Source organism: Amycolatopsis sp. NPDC104819, from assembly GCF_055583145.1.
In genome coordinates, this window is the sequence record NZ_JBVJON010000006.1 from 320,118 (window position 1) to 335,509 (window position 15,392).

Genomic DNA, 15,392 nt, shown 5'->3' on the forward strand with positions numbered 1-15,392 from the left:
CCGGCCGCTGCTCGGCGGCTTCCGCGCGCCGCGCCGGTCCTTCGGACAACTGAGCCGCTTCTTCTCCGGCGTCCAGGAAGCACCCGGGCGCCGGCGGCGGCAACGGAATATCAGCGCGGGGCCAGGCCCCGCACCTGCTCGAACGGATCCCCGCCGGTCGGGAGCAGCGCGATGATCGGCGTCGTCAGTCCGTTGTCCACATAGGACTGGACCTGCTCCCGGCACGACTCCACGCTGCCGTGGATCACCAGCTCGTCCACCACCGAGTCCGGGATCACCTGGTTGGCCTTCTGCCGGTCACCCGCGGCCCACGCCTCGTGCATCGGGGCCAGGGCCTCGCCGCGGCCGAGCCAGTCGTGGAAGGCCGCGTACACCGGGACCGTCAGGTAGCTCGAGATCAGCATCCGGCCCAGGCCGCGCGCCGCCTCGGCGTCTTCGGTGGGGCAGACGAAGATCCGGGCCGCCAGCTCGACGTCCGGGCCGGCCACCGACCGCACCTGGGGCACGTCCGTGGCCGCCAGCCAGTTGGTGATCGCGCCGTCGGCTTCGCGAGCGGCCAGGCGAAGCATGCCCGGCCGCAGGGCCGCCAGCATGATCGACGGCGGCGGGTCGGCCGGGCGCTCCAGCCGGAACTTCGAGACGGCGAACGTGTCGTACTTCTCGCTGACCTTCTCCCCCGCCAGCGCGGACCGCAGGAACCGCAGCGTGTCCCGCGAGCGCGCGAACGGCTCCTCGAAGGGCGCCGCGTTCCAGCCGGAGACGATCACCGGGGACGACGCGCCGATGCCGAGCACGAACCGGCCGGGCGCCAGCTCCGCGACCGTCGCCGCCTGCATCGCCAGCAGGCCCGGCCCGCGGGTGTACACCGGGACGATCGCCGTGCCCAGCCGCAGCTGCGGCGCCCACTGCGACGCCAGGACCAGCGGTGTGAACGCGTCCGTGCCGGCGGTCTCGGCGGTCCACGCGTCGGTGTAGCCCAGGTCCGGCAGCTGTTCGACCAGCTCGCGGTGCGCCGTCAGCGGCACCCCGGTCAACGGGATCGTGAGGCCCCAGCGGCTCATGCGGTCTCCTTCTCAACGGCGGAAAGCTCGCGCAGCAGCCAGTCCACCTGCGTGCGCATCAGGTTCTCCGCGACCTCTTCGGCCTGCGGCGTCATGTGGGTGGCGCCCGCCAGCGGCAGGAAGACGTGCGAGCGGCCCTTCGCCAGCAGCGCCGACGACAGCCGCAGCGCGTGCGCGACGAACACGTTGTCGTCGGCCAGCCCGTGCACGATCAGCAGCGCCCGGCTCAGCTCCGAAGCGCTCTCGATGAGCGAGTTGTGCGCGTAGCTTTCCGGTTCGTCCTGCGGCTTGCCCAGGTACCGCTCGGTGTAGTGCGTGTCGTACAGCGACCAGTCGGTGACCGGCGCGCCCGCGACCGCCGCGTGGAAGACGTCCGGGCGGCGCAGCACCGCCAGCGCCGAGAGGTACCCGCCGTAGGACCAGCCGCGGATCGCGACCCGTTCCAGATCCAGCTCCGGGTAGGACACAGCCGCCGCCTGGAGCGCGTCCACCTGGTCCTGCAGGGTGACGTCGGCGAGGCGGCCGTGGATCTCGCGCTCCCACACCGCGCCGCGCCCGGGCGTGCCGCGGCCGTCCGCGACGAGCACCGCGAACCCCTGGTCGGCGAGCCACTGCGACGTCAGGAACGCGTTGCGGCTCTGCAGCACACGCTGGGCGTGCGGGCCGCCGTACGGGTCGAGCAGCACCGGCAACTTGCCTTCGCTCGGCTCGTAGCCGCGCGGCAGGAGCAGCGCCGCGCGCAGGCCGCGCTCCCCCAGCGTCAGCCAGGTCAGGTTGGGCACGATGTCCGGGTCCACGGTGGACGTCGCGATCGACGCGACCGCCGAGCCGTCCCGCAGCACCGACACGCGCGGCCCGCTGTACTCCAGGCTCCACGAGGAAAGCACGGTGACCGCCGCGGACCCGGCGCCGACGTGCACGCCGTCCACAGTGGACAGCCGACGGACGGAAGATCCCTCCGTGCGGAAGACGTGGATCTGCGTCGGGTCGTCCTCGGACGCGCTGAAGAGGATCTCGTCGCCGACGTCGAGCACAGCCCGCAGCTGCAGCCCGGGCGGCGTGACAGCCTCGCCGCCGACGAAGAGCCGGTGGTCACCGTCGACCATGCCTTCGGTGACCAGGCGCCCGTCGGGCGTCCAGGCCGGGACGCCGCCGACGATGTCGATCCAGTGCTGGTCGGTGGCGGTGTGCACGACCGACGTCGAGCCGTCGGTGACGTCGACCGTGAGCACGTCCATCCGCGTCTGGTCGCGCGGCTCCACGGCCAGCAGCGGCGCGCCACCGGCCGACCAGTGCACCGAGGCGAGGTACTCCCAGTCGCCGTCCGCGACGTCCACGCGGGAGCCGTCCAGGCCGAGCACGGACAGGGACACGAGCGCGTTCGTCGTGCCCGCGGCCGGGTAGGCGACGACGTTGGCCGGGTGCTGCGGGTTGGCGGGGTCGGCGATGGTCCAGCGCGGGACGGGGCCGCGGTCGGAGCGCTCGGCGAGGATGCTGCGGCCGTCGGGGGCCCACCAGTAGCCGCGGGTGCGGTCCATCTCCTCGGCGGCGATGAACTCGGCGAGGCCCCAGGCGATGTCTTCGCCGTCCTCCTCGACCAGCACGCGGTCATCGCCGGTGGCCAGCTCCATCACGTGCAGCCGCCGGTTCTGGACGTACGCGACGTGCGTGCCGGTCGGGTTCGGGCGCGGGTCGATGACCGAGCCGTCGACGCGCAGGGTCACCTCGCCGGTCGCGAGGTCCAGCGTGTAGAGCTTCCCCGAGAGGGAGAACGCCGCGACGGTGAAGCCGGCGTCGACGCCGTAGTGCACCACGCCGCCGCCGGTCTCGCGGGCGCGTTCCCGCCGCGCCCGTTCCTCGGCCGGCAGCTCCTCCTCGCCCGGCAGCAGCTCGACGGCGTCGACGAGCTTCGTCTCGGCGCCGCTCGCCAGGTCGGCCGACCAGAGGCTGTGCCGGGGGTCGGTGCCCGACTCCGCGCGCAGGAACAGCACGCGCGAGGCGTCCGGCACGACCCGGAACTCCTTCGGCGCGCCGAGGGTGAAGCGCTGGGTGCGGGCCTGCTTGCGGAGGAACGGGAGGTCGTCGACATCGGTCACGCCCGCACTCTTTCAGACGATCACACGGGTACGCCAACACCCTTCAGCTTCGCCAGCTCCTCGGCGACGTCGAAGCCCGGTTCGGGGAACACGGGGTCCAGCTCGGCGAGCGTCTCGATCAACAGCTCGGCGACGGCCCAGTTCCGGTACCACTTGTGGTCGGCGGGCACGACGTGCCAGGGCGCGTGGTCCGTCGAGGTCTTCTTGAAGATGTCGGCGTAGGCCTCGGCGTAGGCCGGCCAGTGCGAGCGGGCCTCAAGGTCGCCCGGGTTGTACTTCCAGTGCTTCTCGGGGGTCTCCAGCCGGGCCTTCAGCCGCTTGAGCTGCTCCTCCGGCGAGATGTGCAGGAACACCTTCACGACGGTCGTGCCGGCGTCGGCCAGCTCCTTCTCGAAGGCGTTGATCTCGCTGTAGCGGCGGCGGCGCTCGGCCGCCGTCAGCAGGCCGGTCACGCGCGGGACCAGGATGTCCTCGTAGTGCGAGCGGTCGAAGACGCCGATCTGGCCGGCCGAGGGCAGCTGCTTGCGGATGCGCCAGAGGTAGGGGTGCCGCCGCTCGGCGGCCGTCGGCGCCTTGAACCCGGCGTAGCGGACGCCCATCGGGTTGACCAGGCCGAGCACGTGCGAGACCGTGCCGCCCTTGCCCGAGGTGTCCATGCCCTGCAGCACCAGCAGGACACTGCGCGAGCCGCCGCCGACTCCCTCGGCGTAGAGGGCTTCCTGCAGCGCGGAGAGGCGCGCGGCGGCGTCGTCGAGCTTGGCGACGGCCTTGGGCTTCTTGCCGGGGCCCACCGGGGTCGAGCCCGGGTCCGGCAGCTCCGCGCCGACGCGCAGCGCGTTCCGGACTCGGTTCCCTGCTGTTTCCTTCTTGGCCATCTGCGCACGATAACGACTCAGGCGGCGGCTTTCCCGGCGAACAGTTCCAGCAGCCCGCCGTGTCCTCCTTCGGTGGAGACGCCGTTGCGGACCTTCGCCGCGGTTTCGCCGTGCCGCTCGAAGTTCCGGTGTTCCAGCTCGACGCGGGTCGATCTCGGCCCTTCTTCGACGAACCGGACCTCGATCTCGCTGGCGTGCGCGGGATCCGGGTCCACCTTCCAGTCGCCGTCGATCCGCCACGACAGGACCACCCGGGCGGGTGGCTCCCAGACGAGCACCTCGCCCAGGTGGTGCTCGCGCGGCCACCAGCTGTCGAAGGCCTCGGTGTAGGTCTTGAACGCGTGCTCGCGCGAGCACGCGACGGTGATCGTCCGGCGGATCGGCTCCAGCGTCATTCCCGCTCCTCTTCGGTGGACTCCGCCCGGTCGGCGAAGGACTTCAGCGCGTCGGACCACATCCGGTCGAGGTAGGCGCGCACCGCGGCGATGCCGTCGGGCTCGAGGCGGTACAGCCGCTTCGTGCCCTCGGCCCGGTCGGCGACCAGCCCGGCCGCCTTGAGCACCTTGAGGTGCTGCGACACGGCAGGGCGGCTGATCGGCAGGTCCGCGGCCAGCTCTCCGACGGCGCGCGGCCCGGCGCGCAGCGCTTCGACGATCGCGCGCCGCGTCAACTGCCTCGCAGCGTTTCGGGGGTCGGAGCCGCACATTGCGCAACGAACAACGGGTGAAAGCAACGATTCCCGGCTGAACTCTGCGTCTTCTGCCTCTAACCTGAACAGATGACGACGTTCGCCGGCCGGGAGACCGCCGCCCCCTCCGCCGCGAGCTTCATCGAGCTCGACGAGCAATGGAGCACGCACAACTACCACCCGCTGCCCGTCGTGATCGCCGAGGCCGAAGGCGCCACGGTGACCGACGTCGAGGGCAAGTCCTACCTCGACTTCCTCTCCGGGTACTCGGCGCTGAACTTCGGGCACCGCCACCCGGACCTGGTCGACGCCGCGGTGGCGCAGCTCGGGCGCGTCACGCTGACATCGCGGGCGTTCCACCACGACCAGCTGGGTCTCTTCTGCCGCGAGCTCGCCGAGCTGACCGGCACCGAGCTCGTCCTGCCGATGAACTCCGGCGCCGAAGCCGTCGAGTCGGCGGTCAAGATCGCCCGCAAGTGGGCGCACCGGGTCAAGGGCGTGCCGGACGGCACCGCCGAGATCATCGTCGCCGGCTCCAACTTCCACGGCCGGACGACCACGATCGTGTCGTTCTCGACCGACGAGACCGCGCGCGCCGACTTCGGCCCGTTCACCCCGGGCTTCGTCACCGTGAAGTACGGCGACGCCGCCGCGCTGCGCGACGCGATCACCCCGCGCACCGCCGCCGTGCTCCTGGAGCCGGTGCAGGGGGAAGCCGGCGTCATCGTGCCGCCGGAGGGCTACTTCGCCGACGTCCGCACCGCGTGCGACGAGCACGGCGTGCTGCTGATCTCCGACGAGATCCAGTCCGGCCTGGCCCGCACCGGCACCGTGCTGGCGCTGGACCACGAAGGCGTCCGCGCCGACGTCTACACCCTCGGCAAGGCCCTCGGCGGCGGCATCCTGCCGGTGTCGGCGGTCGCCGGCCGCCGTGACGTGCTGGGCGTGCTGAAGCCGGGTGAGCACGGCTCGACCTTCGGCGGCAACCCGGTGGCGTGCGCGGTCGGGCGCGCGGTCGTCCGCCTGCTGAACACCGGCGAGTTCCAGCAGCGCTCGACGGAGCTGGGCGCCCACCTGCACGAACGGCTGACCGCGCTGATCGGGAACGGCCTGTCCGAGGTCCGCGGCCGCGGCCTGTGGGCCGGGCTCGACATCGCCCCCGGCGGGCCGTCGGGCCGCGAGGCGTCCGAGGCGCTGGCGAAACGCGGCGTGCTGTGCAAGGAGACGCACGAGCGCACCCTGCGCGTGGCGCCGCCGCTGGTGATCACCCGCGAGGAGCTGGACCGCGGCCTCGACGCGATCGCCGACGTCGTCCGCCCCTGAACCACCGGATGCCGCCGGGTGAGCCTCCCGCCCCGGCGGCATCCGGAGCACAACGCGCCCCGGCCGGGTGACGTCCGGGAGCAGAACGTCCCCTTCGGTCGTTGTGCCGGGTATGGGATCAGGGGAATGGGTGGAGCGGCCGCTGGCGGGCACGGACAGTGTCACCCCGGCCGAGCTGTACGACCAGGGGAAGCGGCTCCGGGAGAAGACGCCCGCCGCCGCGCACGACCACGAGGCCGCCGCGAAGGACCGGCCGAGCCCGAAGCGGTACTTCGACACCAGCAACACCGGGCGGCTGCCGGAGCTGGTCGAGCTGCGCCGGGAGCGCATGCTCGCCTCGCCGTTCACCTTCTTCCGCGGGGCCGCCGGGCTGATGGGCGCCGACCTCGCGGGCACGCCGGACGCCGGGCTCACCGCGCAGCTCTGCGGCGACGCGCACGCCGCCAACTTCGGGCTCTACGGCACGCCCGAGGGCAAGATCGTGATGGACATCAACGACTTCGACGAGACCGTGCCGGGGCCGTGGGAGTGGGACCTCAAGCGCCTCGCGGCCAGCCTGGTGCTGGCCGGCCGGGAAGGCGGCATCGGCGAGTCCGGCTGCCGCGAAGCCGCCGAAGACGCCGTGAAGTCGTACCGCCGGACCATCCGGGCGCTGGCCGAGCTGCCGTTCCTGCGGTCGTGGAACGCGCTGCCGGACTCGTCGGTGCTCTCGAAGGCGCGGGCGGACGAGCTGATCGACGACTTCGCCGACGCCGCCGAGAAGGCGCGCAAGAACGACAGCGCGAAGGTCGCGGCGAAGTGGACCGAGCGTGTCGACGACCACCGGACCGGCCTGGCCCGCCACCGGTTCGTCGAGGATCCGCCGGTGCTCACGCACGTCGACGAGCGGACCGCCGAAGCCGTCGCCACCGGGCTGGCGTCCTATGTGGACACCCTGCGCGAGTCGCGGCGCACGCTCATTTCGCGCTACCGCATCGCCGATGTCGCGTTCCGCGTGGTCGGCACCGGCAGCGTCGGGCTGCGCAGCTACGTCGTCCTGCTGCACGGCAACGACGAGGAAGACCTGGTGCTGCAGGTGAAACAGGCGCAATCGCCGGCGCTCGCGCCGTACCTCGACCTGCCCGGGATGGCGCACGAAGGCCAGCGGATCGTCGACGGCGCCCGGCTCGTGCAGGCCGAGACGGACATCCTGCTCGGCTGGACCACGATCGACGGGGTGCCGTTCATCGTCCGCCAGTTCCGCAACCTCAAGGGCGACATCGACCCGGCGGAGCTGGAGAAGGACCACCTCGACGACTACGGCCGGCTGGCCGGCGCCCTGCTCGCCCGGGCCCACACGCGGTCCCTGCACCCGAAGCTGCTGGCCGGCTACTTCGCCGACGACTCCGATCTGGACGAGGCGATGGGCGCGTACGCCGTGCGGTACGCCGACCGGACCGAAGCCGACCACGCCGAGTTCTCAGCCGGCTGACCCGACCAGCTCGGTGACGTCGGCCGCGCAGCCCCAGGCGAGGGTGATCCCCGAGCCGCCGTGGCCGTAGCAGTGCACGATCTCGCCCGACCGCTCCAGCCGCACGATGGGCCGGAACGGGCGCAGGCCGACCACGGACCGCAGGACCTCCGCGCCCGCCAGGGCCGGGACCAGCTCGCGGCAGCGGCGCACGATGTCCGCCGTCACGCCCGGGTTCGGCTCGACGTCGCCGCGGCCCGGCTCCTCGGTGCCGCCGCAGACGACGTGGCCGCCGTGCGGGATGACGTACGTGACGCCCGGGCCGGTCTCGTCGACCACGAACTCCGGCAGGCCCGGGTCGGCCAGGTGCACCACCTGCCCGCCGACCGGGACCATCGAGCCGTCGCCGGCCAGGCGGCCCGCGCCGAGACCCGCTGCGTTGACCACGACGTCGGCCTCGACGTCCGCAAGGGACGTCAGCGACCGGTACTCGAAGCGCACGCCGAGCGCTTCGACGCGCGCGAGCAGCCAAGCCAGGTACACCGGGGTGTCGACCAGGGCCGTCGTGAACTCCAGCCGGTCGCCGGCGCGCACGGGGTCGATCATCGCCGGCAGCCATTGTGGTTCCGGCTCGCCCTGGGCCAGCAGGACCCGGCCGCGGCGGAACCGCACGCCCGGAGCGTCCTGCTCCCGCAGCTGCGCGAGCGTCGCCGCGGTCCAGCGCACGATCCGCTTGTCCGGGCGGCGCACCGGCGGGTACAGCACCCCGCCGGCCACCGCCGAGGTCGACTCCCCCGGGCCGGCCGCCGCGACGACCGTGACGTCGTGTCCCGCACCCGCCAGCCGGTACGCGCAGCTCAGGCCGATGATCCCGGCCCCCGCCACTGTGACTCGCATCCGTTCCTCCCTCCCCGCATGGTGGCAGACGGAGCCGTCACGAGATCGCGGCTACCCTCGCGCGGGTGAGGACGATGTGGGTGCCGGCCGCGGTGTGCGGCGTGCTCGCGCTGCTGCTCGGGCTGCCGTTCGCCGGCGAGCGCGCGCCCGGCGCCGTGGACACGACGGCCGCGGGCTGGACGGCGCACCTGAGCCCCGGTGTGCTGCGGGCGCTGGTCTTCCCGACCGAACCCGTCGTCGTGATCGCGCTGGGCGTCCTGGCCGTCGTCCTGTGCCTGCGTGCCGGGAAACGGGTCGAGGCCGCGCTCGCGCTCGGCGCGCCGCTGCTGGCGATCCTGCTGACGAGCTGGCTGCTGAAGCCGCTCTACGACCGGTGGAAGAACGACACGCTGGTCTACCCCAGCGGCCACACCGTGAGCCTCGTCGCGGTCCTGACGGTGCTGGTGCTGGTGACCCGGCGCGTGGTCGTCGTCGTGCTCGCCGCGCTGACGCTGCTCGCGGCGGCCGCCGGGCTGGTCGGCCTCGGCTACCACTACCTGACCGACGTCGCCGGCGGGACGCTGTTCGCGGTCGCCGTGGTGCTGCTCACGTGGCCGGCGCCGCGTCCCGCGCCAGCGCGGTCAGCCGGCTGACCGCGCGCAGGTACTTCTTGCGGTAGCCGCCGTTCACCATCTCCTCGGTGAACAGCGACGGCAGCGGCTCGCCGGAGACGACCACCGGGATGGCGCGGTCGTAGAGCCGGTCGGCGAAGGCGACCAGCCGCAGGGCCACGTTCTGGTCCGGCGCCGGGTGGACCCCGCGCAGGTGCACGCGCGTGACGCCGTCGAGCAGCCGTCCGTACCGCGACGGGTGCAGGGAGGCCAGGTGCTCGCACAGCGCGTCGAAGTCGTCCACAGTGGACCCTTCGTGCGCGGCGACGGACTCCTCCAGCACTTCCGGGGACACCGGTGGCGGCGCGTCCGGCAGGCCGCGGTGGCGGTAGTCCGGGCCGTCGACGCGCACCACGCCGAACCGGGCCGACAGCGACTGGATCTCGCGCAGGAAGTCCTCGGCGGCGAAGCGCCCTTCGCCGAGCTTCTCCGGCAGGGTGTTCGACGTCGCCGCGATGTGCACACCGGCGTCCATCAGCTCCTGCAGCAGCCGGGTGACCAGCGTGGTGTCGCCCGGGTCGTCCAGCTCGAACTCGTCGATGGCCAGGATCCGATGCTCCGCGAGGCGCCGCACGGCCTCGGCGAAGCCCAGCGCGCCGACGAGGTGGGTCAGCTCGACGAACGTCCCGTACGCCTTGGGCGACGGCGAAGCGTGCCACGTCGAGGCGAGCAGGTGGGTCTTGCCGACCCCGAACCCGCCGTCGAGGTAGAGCCCCATCGGCCCGGCCGGCTCGGGTGAGCCCCCGAAGAGCTTGAAGCGCTTCTTCTTCGGCTGGGCGCCGACCCTTTCGGCGAACGCCGAACACGCCTCGACCGCGGCGGCCTGGCTGGGCTCGTCCGGGTTCGGGATGTAGGTCCCGAACCGGACGGCGTCGAAGCGCGGCGGCGGCACCAGCGCGCCGATCAGCTCGTCGGCGCCGAGCTCGGGGCGGCGGTCGGTCAGGTGCGCGGGCATGGTCGCAGAGCCTAGCCACGCCCGTGCCCCGGCCGGGTGGCCCTGTCCCCCGGTGGAGACGTGGTTCACGCCCGTGCTGGGATTGTCCCGTGCGGAGCGTGTGGCCCCTTTCGACGGGCGAACTGACCGGGGTGGACCTCGAGGAGATCTACGCCTACCCGGACGGCTTGACCGGCCCCTGGGTGCAGGTCAACTTCGTCGCGTCCGCCGACGGGGCCGCCGAGGTCGACACGACGTCGGCGGGGCTCTCGCACGCCGCCGACCGCCGGGTCTTCCTGCTCGGGCGCGATCTCGCCGACGTGATCCTGGTCGGCGCCGGGACCGTCCGCGCCGAGGACTACCGCGGGGTCGTGCCGAGCGCGAAGCGGCTGGAACGCCGTCACCGCCTCGGGTTCGGCGGGGTCCCGCCGATCGCCGTCGTGACGCGCACCGCCGACCTGGACCCCGCTTCGCGGCTGTTCACCGAAACCGCCGTGCCCCCGATCGTGGTCACCACCGAGACCGCGCCGACCGGACCCCTCGAAGCCGCCGGGGCGGAGATCCTGCGCGCCGGCGACGACGACGTCGACGTGCCGCGGGCCCTCGACCTGCTCGCCGCCCGAGGCCTGCGCCGGATCGCCTGCGAAGGCGGGCCGGGGCTGTTCGGGCAGCTCGTCGCCGCCGACCGCGTCGACCAGCTCTGCCTCACCGTCGCGCCGCTGCTCGTGGCCGGGCCCGCGGTCCGGATCGCCACCGGTCCCGAGGCCGTGCCGCGCCGGCTCGCCCTGGCGTCGATCCTGGTCGAGGACGGCTTCACGCTCCTGCGTTACCGCAGAGCCGCCGGATGAGCGACGACGCCGACCTCGTCGCGCGGGCCGCGGACGGCGACGAGGCCGCCTTCGGCGCGCTCGTGCGGCGGCACACGCCCCGGATGTACCGCGTCGCGCTGCGGATCACCGGCAGCGCGGGCGAAGCCGAGGACGTCGTGCAGGAGTCGTGGCTGGCCGCGTGGCGCGCCCTCGCCGGCTTCCGGAACGAGTCCGCGGTGTCGACGTGGCTCTACCGCGTCGTCACCAACAGCGCGCTCGCCCTGCTGCGCCGGCGCCGGCCCACGATCTCCCTCGACTCGCCGGAACCCGACGGCCAGTCCACTGTGGACAGCGCGCTGCTCGCCGGAGCCGACCCGGGCCCCGAAGGCCGTGTGGTGCGGGCCGAGGAGGTCGACGCGGTGCTGCGCGCGATCGGCCGGCTGGAGCTGTCGCAGCGGGTGCCGCTCGTGCTGCGCGAGCTGGAGGGGCTGAGCTACGACGAGGTCGCCGAAGTGCTCGACGTGAACGTCGGCGCCTTGCGCTCACGGCTGCACCGGGCCAGGGTGGCGCTGCTCGCCGAATTGAGGGAGCGGTGATGACCGAGCCGCAGGACCCTGAGGGGGACCCCCGCTGGGACGCCGTGCGCCGGGTGGCGGCCCGCCGGGTGCCGACTCCGCCCGGCCTGGTCGAGCGGGTGCTGCGGGCGGTCGCGCGCAGCCGCCGGACGGCCGTGGAGGTGCCCGGCGACGCGGGCAGCCTGCGCGTCACCGAAGCCGTCGTGGGGCGGCTGGCCCACACGATCGCCGCCAAGCGCGCGCCCGGCGGGGTGCGTGTGTCGGCCGTCGCGGTCGAAGACGACGTCGTGCAGGTGCTGGTGTCGGTCCGCTTCGGCGTCGCGGCCGAGGAAGCGGCCGAAGCGCTCCGGCGCGCGATCACCGCCGAGCTGTCCCGCCAGCTCGGGGTCGGCACGACGGTGAACGTGCACGTCGTCGACGTCCACCCCGGTTAAGGTTCCCCCGATCGGGGGATCTTGCGTGAGGGTCCGGCGCCGCCGGGCATCGTAAGGGCGAGAGACCGCCGCGAGAGGAGCCTTCAGGCATGCATCCGGAACGGACCGAAAGCCCGGGCACGGTGACCCCGCTCAACGAGGAGGGCGCCGCCGGCCGCACCACGATCTCGTCACTGGTCGTGCAGAAGGTCGCCGGCCTGGCCACCCGTGAGGTCCCCGGCGTGCACACACTGGGCGGCGGCGGGGTGTCGCGGGCGATCGGCGCGCTGCGCGAGCGGATCCCCGGGTCCGGCACGGTCACCACGACCGGTGTCTCGGTGGAGGTCGGCGAGAAGCAGACCGCGATCGACCTCGACGTCGTCGTCGAGTACGGCGCGCGCATCACCGACGTCGCCCGCGCGGTGCGGCGCAACGTGATCACCGCGGTGGAGCAGATCACCGGCCTCGAGGTGATCGAGGTGAACATCGCCGTCAACGACATCCACCTGCCCGGCGAGGAGGAGCCCGAATCGACGCGGGTGGAGTGACCGGGCGCGACGACCCGGAAGGCCGAGCGGCCTTCCGGGCTTTTGTGCGCGCCCACCACCCCGACGCCGGCGGCGACCCGGCGGAGTTCGCGGCCGGGCTGGCGCGGTTCCGCGCCAAGCGGTCCGATGCGGACTCCCGCTTCGACGCGCCGGTGAGCTTTTCCGTCCGCCGCCGCGGGTTCGCCGCGCTGGTGGCCCGGTTCCGGCGCCGCCGCCGGCCGCCCCGGGTGCGCTGACCGCGCCGCCGGGGCAAGCTCTCTTCCGTCCAAGCCGTCCTAGGAGGACATGTGAACGCAACGCAGACCGGGCTGCTGGCCGGGCTCATCCTCGGCCTGGCCGCGACCCAGGGGTTCACCGCGTTCCTGGTGACCCTGGCCGTCGGGATCATCGGCCTGGTCGCCGGCCGGGTCCTCGACGGCGAGCTCGACCTCGGCGAGCTCTTCGGCAAGGGCCGCGACAAGTGAGCCGCGCCCTCGACGTGCCGCGCGAGCTCGCCGAACCGGCCGAGCGCGGCACCCTCACCATCGGGCATTCGGTGGTGCGCAAGGTCGCCCAGCACGCCGCCGACCAGGTGCCCGGCACCAGCCGGGACGGCAGGAAGGGCGCGAAGGCGAAGGTCGGCGGCCTCGACAACGACGTCGACCTCGCGCTGGACCTCGCCCTGAACTATCCGGCCGCGGTGAAGGCGGTCGTCGGTGACGTGCGCGCGAAGGTCGTCGAAGAGGTGGAGCTGCTCACCGGCTACCACGTGCGGACGCTGGCGGTGACGGTGTCGGCGCTGCTGCCGGACGTGCCGCCGAGGGTGCGGTAGCCGTGCGCCCGTTCGTCCGCGTCCTGTCCACCCTGCTCGGCCTGGCCTTCGCCGCCGCCGGGGCGCTGCTCGCGCTCGAGGTCGGCTGGCACTGGTGGCGGCCGGGGGCCGGGCCGCTGGTGGTGCCGTGGCCGCGCTGGCAGGCGGAGCTCACGGCGCTGGGCTGGGACGCCTACACCGTGCGGGTCGCCGCCGGGGTGCTCGCCGCGGCGGGCCTGGTGCTGCTGCTGTGCGCGCTGGCCGCCCGCAGCCGCGCGGTCCGGCTGACCGACCCGGCCGCCGCCGTGAGCGTCTCGACATCACCGCGGTCGCTCGCCCGGCTGGTCGGGCTCACCGTGCGCGCGCAGGACAACGTCGCGGCCGCGACGGTCACCGCGAGCGCCCGGCGGGTCCGCGTCCGCGCGAAGTCCACGCTCGAAACCGAGGGCGAGCTGCGGCCGCGGCTGCTGGCGACGGTGTCGGAGCTGCTCGACGAAGTCCCGCTCGTGCGGCGGCCGAAGGTGTCGGTCGTCGTCGACTCGCCGAAGGACCGCCGATGACCAAGTCCGTCTCCGCGAAGGCGCTTTCCCGCTCGTACGCGGGTGAACGCACCCTGACGTTCCTCGTCGGGCTGTTCGCCCTGCTCGGCGGCGCGCTCGCCCTGGTGGTGGGCTTCGGGGTGCTCGGCGAGTTCCGCGGCCGCCGTCCGCTGCTCGACCCGATCGCCGTCGGCTGGCTCGGCGGGCACGCGACACCGGCCCGGATCGTCGCGATCGTGCTCGGTGTCCTGCTGTTCGTGCTCGGGCTGCGCTGGGCCCTGCGCTCGCTGCGCCCGGAACCCCGCCCGGACCTGGACCTGGACCGCACGGAAGGCGCGGAGCTGGTCGTCACGGCGTCGGCGATTTCCGACGCGGTCCAGGCCGACGCGGAGCAGCTGACGGGGGTGAGCCGCGCCCGCGTCCGCGCGGTCGGCTCGCGGACGTCCCCGGCGCTGCGCCTCACGCTGTGGCTGCACGAGGGCACCGACCTCAAGAGCGTCTGGGCGGAGCTGGACTCCCGCGTGCTGACCCGGGCGCGGGAGTCGCTCGGGCTCGACGTGCTGCCGACGGCCGTCCGGCTCGAACTCGACACGAGCACCGCCAAACGCGTGCGCTGAGCGGCGTCTTTCCGCAGAATGCCCGCATGCCCCTACCGCTGCAGCCGCCGCTGAAGCCGATGCTCGCCAAGCCGGCCAAGGCCATCCCGGACTCCGGGGGCCTGCTGTTCGAACCGAAGTGGGACGGCTTCCGCTGCATCGTCTTCAAGGACGGCGACGAGCTGTACCTGCAGTCGCGCGCGGAAAAGCCGTTGAACCGGTACTTCCCGGAGGCCGTCGCGCGGCTGCTGGAGATCCTGCCGCCGCGGGTGGTGCTGGACGGCGAGCTCGTCGTCGCGCGGGACGGGCGGCTGAACTTCGACGCGCTCACCGAGCGGATCCACCCCGCCGAAAGCCGCGTCACGCTGCTGGCCGCCGAGCAGCCCGCCGAGTTCGTCGCCTTCGACGTCCTGGCGCTGGAGGACGAGTCCCTGCTGGACGAGCCGACGTCGGCCCGCCGCGAACGGCTCGTCGAGCTGGCCGGCGACCGCTTCCCGCTCACCCCGGCCACCACCGACGCCGCCACCGCGCGGCACTGGTTCGAGCTGTTCGAGGGCGCCGGGCTCGACGGCGTCATCGGCAAACCCCTGGACGAGCCCTACACGCCGGGCAAGCGCGTCCTCCACAAGTACAAGCACCTGCGCACCGCGGACTGCGTGCTCGCCGGGCTGCGCTGGCACGTCGACGGCGGCCCGGGCGACCTGGTCGGCAGCTTTCTCCTGGGCCTGTTCGACGACGCCGGTGTGCTGCACCACGTCGGCACCGTCGGGTCGTTCCCGAAGGACCGCCGTCGTGAGCTGGCCGAAGAGCTGGCGCCGCTCGTCACCGACGGCGAAGACCACCCGTGGGGCGGCAAGGCGACCGGCGAGGCCCAGCGGATCCCCGGCGGCATCACGCGCTGGCGCGCCACCGAGCACGAATGGGTGCCGCTGAACCCCGAGCGCGTTGTCGAGGTCGCCTACGAGAACACCGAGGGCGGCATGCCGTCGCGCTTCCGGCACAACGCGCGGTTCGTCCGGTGGCGCCCGGACCGCGAACCCGCGTCCTGCGACTACAGCCAGCTCGAGGAGCCCGCCCGCTACGACCTCGACGCCGTGTTCCGCGGCCAGGTCGTGCGGACCCGCTAACCCGCGTCCCACACCGGCCGT

Annotated in this window: 20 protein-coding genes; 13 read left to right on the top strand and 7 right to left on the bottom strand. The window is 73.4% G+C overall.

Features of this window, described 5'->3' with window-relative positions; translation table 11 throughout:
- Positions 1-110: 110 nt before the first annotated feature.
- From ACZ63E_RS20915 to ACZ63E_RS20935, 5 genes are read right to left on the bottom strand one after another with little or no spacing between them, the layout of a single operon-like run.
- A complete protein-coding gene (locus ACZ63E_RS20915; RefSeq protein WP_465337809.1) occupies positions 111-1,061 on the bottom strand; it encodes an LLM class F420-dependent oxidoreductase in 951 nt (316 codons plus the stop codon).
- Positions 1,058-3,157, bottom strand: a complete 2,100-nt coding sequence (locus tag ACZ63E_RS20920) for a S9 family peptidase (RefSeq protein WP_465337810.1) — start codon at positions 3,155-3,157, stop codon at positions 1,058-1,060. The genes ACZ63E_RS20915 and ACZ63E_RS20920 overlap by 4 nt, the downstream gene beginning before the upstream one ends.
- 20 nt (positions 3,158-3,177) lie before the next feature.
- A complete protein-coding gene (locus tag ACZ63E_RS20925) occupies positions 3,178-4,032 on the bottom strand; it encodes a PPK2 family polyphosphate kinase (RefSeq protein WP_465337811.1) in 855 nt (284 codons plus the stop codon).
- A 17-nt stretch (positions 4,033-4,049) separates the two neighbouring features.
- Entirely contained in the window at positions 4,050-4,427 is a 378-nt protein-coding gene (locus tag ACZ63E_RS20930) for an SRPBCC domain-containing protein (RefSeq protein WP_465337812.1), read from the bottom strand.
- On the bottom strand, positions 4,424-4,702 hold the full coding sequence (locus ACZ63E_RS20935; protein ID WP_465337813.1) for an ArsR/SmtB family transcription factor: 279 nt from the start codon (positions 4,700-4,702) through the stop codon (positions 4,424-4,426). The genes ACZ63E_RS20930 and ACZ63E_RS20935 overlap by 4 nt, the downstream gene beginning before the upstream one ends.
- A 108-nt stretch (positions 4,703-4,810) precedes the next feature.
- Here ACZ63E_RS20935 and rocD point away from each other — a divergent pair, with 108 nt between their 5' ends.
- Together rocD and ACZ63E_RS20945 are read left to right on the top strand one after the other, a co-directional pair.
- On the top strand, positions 4,811-6,043 hold the full coding sequence (gene rocD / locus ACZ63E_RS20940; protein ID WP_465337814.1) for an ornithine--oxo-acid transaminase: 1,233 nt from the start codon (positions 4,811-4,813) through the stop codon (positions 6,041-6,043).
- Between the two features lie 112 nt (positions 6,044-6,155).
- The gene (locus ACZ63E_RS20945; RefSeq protein ID WP_465337815.1) at positions 6,156-7,514 is read left to right on the top strand and encodes a DUF2252 domain-containing protein; all 1,359 of its coding nucleotides are present in this window, start codon (positions 6,156-6,158) and stop codon (positions 7,512-7,514) included.
- On the opposite strand, the gene ACZ63E_RS20950 is transcribed toward ACZ63E_RS20945, so the two are convergent.
- On the bottom strand, positions 7,503-8,390 hold the full coding sequence (locus ACZ63E_RS20950; protein ID WP_465337816.1) for an FAD-dependent oxidoreductase: 888 nt from the start codon (positions 8,388-8,390) through the stop codon (positions 7,503-7,505). The genes ACZ63E_RS20945 and ACZ63E_RS20950 overlap by 12 nt on opposite strands.
- An 80-nt stretch (positions 8,391-8,470) precedes the next feature.
- On the opposite strand from ACZ63E_RS20950, the gene ACZ63E_RS20955 reads away from it, so the two are divergent.
- Positions 8,471-9,022: a phosphatase PAP2 family protein gene (locus ACZ63E_RS20955; protein WP_465338092.1), complete on the top strand. Its 552-nt coding sequence runs from the start codon at positions 8,471-8,473 to the stop codon at positions 9,020-9,022.
- Here the strand turns inward: ACZ63E_RS20955 and zapE are convergent.
- Entirely contained in the window at positions 8,976-9,995 is a 1,020-nt protein-coding gene (gene zapE, locus ACZ63E_RS20960) for a cell division protein ZapE (RefSeq protein WP_465337817.1), read from the bottom strand. The genes ACZ63E_RS20955 and zapE overlap by 47 nt on opposite strands.
- 89 nt (positions 9,996-10,084) lie before the next feature.
- On the opposite strand from zapE, the gene ACZ63E_RS20965 reads away from it, so the two are divergent.
- From ACZ63E_RS20965 to ACZ63E_RS21010, 10 genes are all read left to right on the top strand, one after another.
- Complete coding sequence (locus ACZ63E_RS20965; RefSeq protein ID WP_465337818.1) at positions 10,085-10,822, top strand: pyrimidine reductase family protein; 738 nt, start codon at positions 10,085-10,087, stop codon at positions 10,820-10,822.
- Positions 10,819-11,379 (top strand): RNA polymerase sigma factor, encoded by a 561-nt coding sequence (locus ACZ63E_RS20970; protein WP_465307230.1) that lies wholly within the window; start codon positions 10,819-10,821, stop codon positions 11,377-11,379. Before ACZ63E_RS20965 ends, ACZ63E_RS20970 begins: the two co-directional genes overlap by 4 nt.
- Positions 11,379-11,792 (top strand): Asp23/Gls24 family envelope stress response protein, encoded by a 414-nt coding sequence (locus tag ACZ63E_RS20975; protein ID WP_465337819.1) that lies wholly within the window; start codon positions 11,379-11,381, stop codon positions 11,790-11,792. The genes ACZ63E_RS20970 and ACZ63E_RS20975 overlap by 1 nt, the downstream gene beginning before the upstream one ends.
- 89 nt (positions 11,793-11,881) lie before the next feature.
- Positions 11,882-12,319 carry an Asp23/Gls24 family envelope stress response protein gene (locus tag ACZ63E_RS20980; protein ID WP_465337820.1) on the top strand — a complete coding sequence of 146 codons (438 nt, stop codon included), beginning with the start codon at positions 11,882-11,884 and terminating at the stop codon, positions 12,317-12,319.
- Positions 12,316-12,555, top strand: coding sequence for a hypothetical protein (locus ACZ63E_RS20985; RefSeq protein ID WP_465337821.1), 240 nt, complete (start codon positions 12,316-12,318; stop codon positions 12,553-12,555). Before ACZ63E_RS20980 ends, ACZ63E_RS20985 begins: the two co-directional genes overlap by 4 nt.
- Before the next feature lie 51 nt (positions 12,556-12,606).
- Positions 12,607-12,783 carry a hypothetical protein gene (locus ACZ63E_RS20990; RefSeq protein WP_013224542.1) on the top strand — a complete coding sequence of 59 codons (177 nt, stop codon included), beginning with the start codon at positions 12,607-12,609 and terminating at the stop codon, positions 12,781-12,783.
- Positions 12,780-13,130, top strand: a complete 351-nt coding sequence (locus ACZ63E_RS20995; RefSeq protein WP_465337822.1) for an Asp23/Gls24 family envelope stress response protein — start codon at positions 12,780-12,782, stop codon at positions 13,128-13,130. The genes ACZ63E_RS20990 and ACZ63E_RS20995 overlap by 4 nt, the downstream gene beginning before the upstream one ends.
- Before the next feature lie 2 nt (positions 13,131-13,132).
- Positions 13,133-13,669 (top strand): DUF6286 domain-containing protein, encoded by a 537-nt coding sequence (locus tag ACZ63E_RS21000; RefSeq protein WP_465337823.1) that lies wholly within the window; start codon positions 13,133-13,135, stop codon positions 13,667-13,669.
- On the top strand, positions 13,666-14,265 hold the full coding sequence (locus ACZ63E_RS21005) for an alkaline shock response membrane anchor protein AmaP (RefSeq protein WP_465337824.1): 600 nt from the start codon (positions 13,666-13,668) through the stop codon (positions 14,263-14,265). Before ACZ63E_RS21000 ends, ACZ63E_RS21005 begins: the two co-directional genes overlap by 4 nt.
- Before the next feature lie 26 nt (positions 14,266-14,291).
- Positions 14,292-15,371, top strand: coding sequence for an ATP-dependent DNA ligase (locus ACZ63E_RS21010; protein ID WP_465337825.1), 1,080 nt, complete (start codon positions 14,292-14,294; stop codon positions 15,369-15,371).
- Positions 15,372-15,392 lie beyond the last annotated feature (21 nt).

Excerpts from the sequence above, each read along its gene's own strand:
- ACZ63E_RS20930 (WP_465337812.1), bottom strand. The coding sequence starts at position 4,427 with ATGACGCTGGAGCCGATCCGCCGGACGATCACCGTCGCGTGCTCGCGC.
- ACZ63E_RS20925 (WP_465337811.1), bottom strand. The coding sequence starts at position 4,032 with ATGGCCAAGAAGGAAACAGCAGGGAACCGAGTCCGGAACGCGCTGCGC.
- zapE (WP_465337817.1), bottom strand. The coding sequence starts at position 9,995 with ATGCCCGCGCACCTGACCGACCGCCGCCCCGAGCTCGGCGCCGACGAG.
- rocD (WP_465337814.1), top strand. The coding sequence starts at position 4,811 with ATGACGACGTTCGCCGGCCGGGAGACCGCCGCCCCCTCCGCCGCGAGC.
- ACZ63E_RS21005 (WP_465337824.1), top strand. The coding sequence starts at position 13,666 with ATGACCAAGTCCGTCTCCGCGAAGGCGCTTTCCCGCTCGTACGCGGGT.
- ACZ63E_RS20975 (WP_465337819.1), top strand. The coding sequence starts at position 11,379 with ATGACCGAGCCGCAGGACCCTGAGGGGGACCCCCGCTGGGACGCCGTG.
- ACZ63E_RS21010 (WP_465337825.1), top strand. The coding sequence starts at position 14,292 with ATGCCCCTACCGCTGCAGCCGCCGCTGAAGCCGATGCTCGCCAAGCCG.
- ACZ63E_RS20950 (WP_465337816.1), bottom strand. The coding sequence starts at position 8,390 with ATGCGAGTCACAGTGGCGGGGGCCGGGATCATCGGCCTGAGCTGCGCG.
- ACZ63E_RS20970 (WP_465307230.1), top strand. The coding sequence starts at position 10,819 with ATGAGCGACGACGCCGACCTCGTCGCGCGGGCCGCGGACGGCGACGAG.
- ACZ63E_RS20945 (WP_465337815.1), top strand. The coding sequence starts at position 6,156 with ATGGGATCAGGGGAATGGGTGGAGCGGCCGCTGGCGGGCACGGACAGT.
- ACZ63E_RS20980 (WP_465337820.1), top strand. The coding sequence starts at position 11,882 with ATGCATCCGGAACGGACCGAAAGCCCGGGCACGGTGACCCCGCTCAAC.
- ACZ63E_RS20915 (WP_465337809.1), bottom strand. The coding sequence starts at position 1,061 with ATGAGCCGCTGGGGCCTCACGATCCCGTTGACCGGGGTGCCGCTGACG.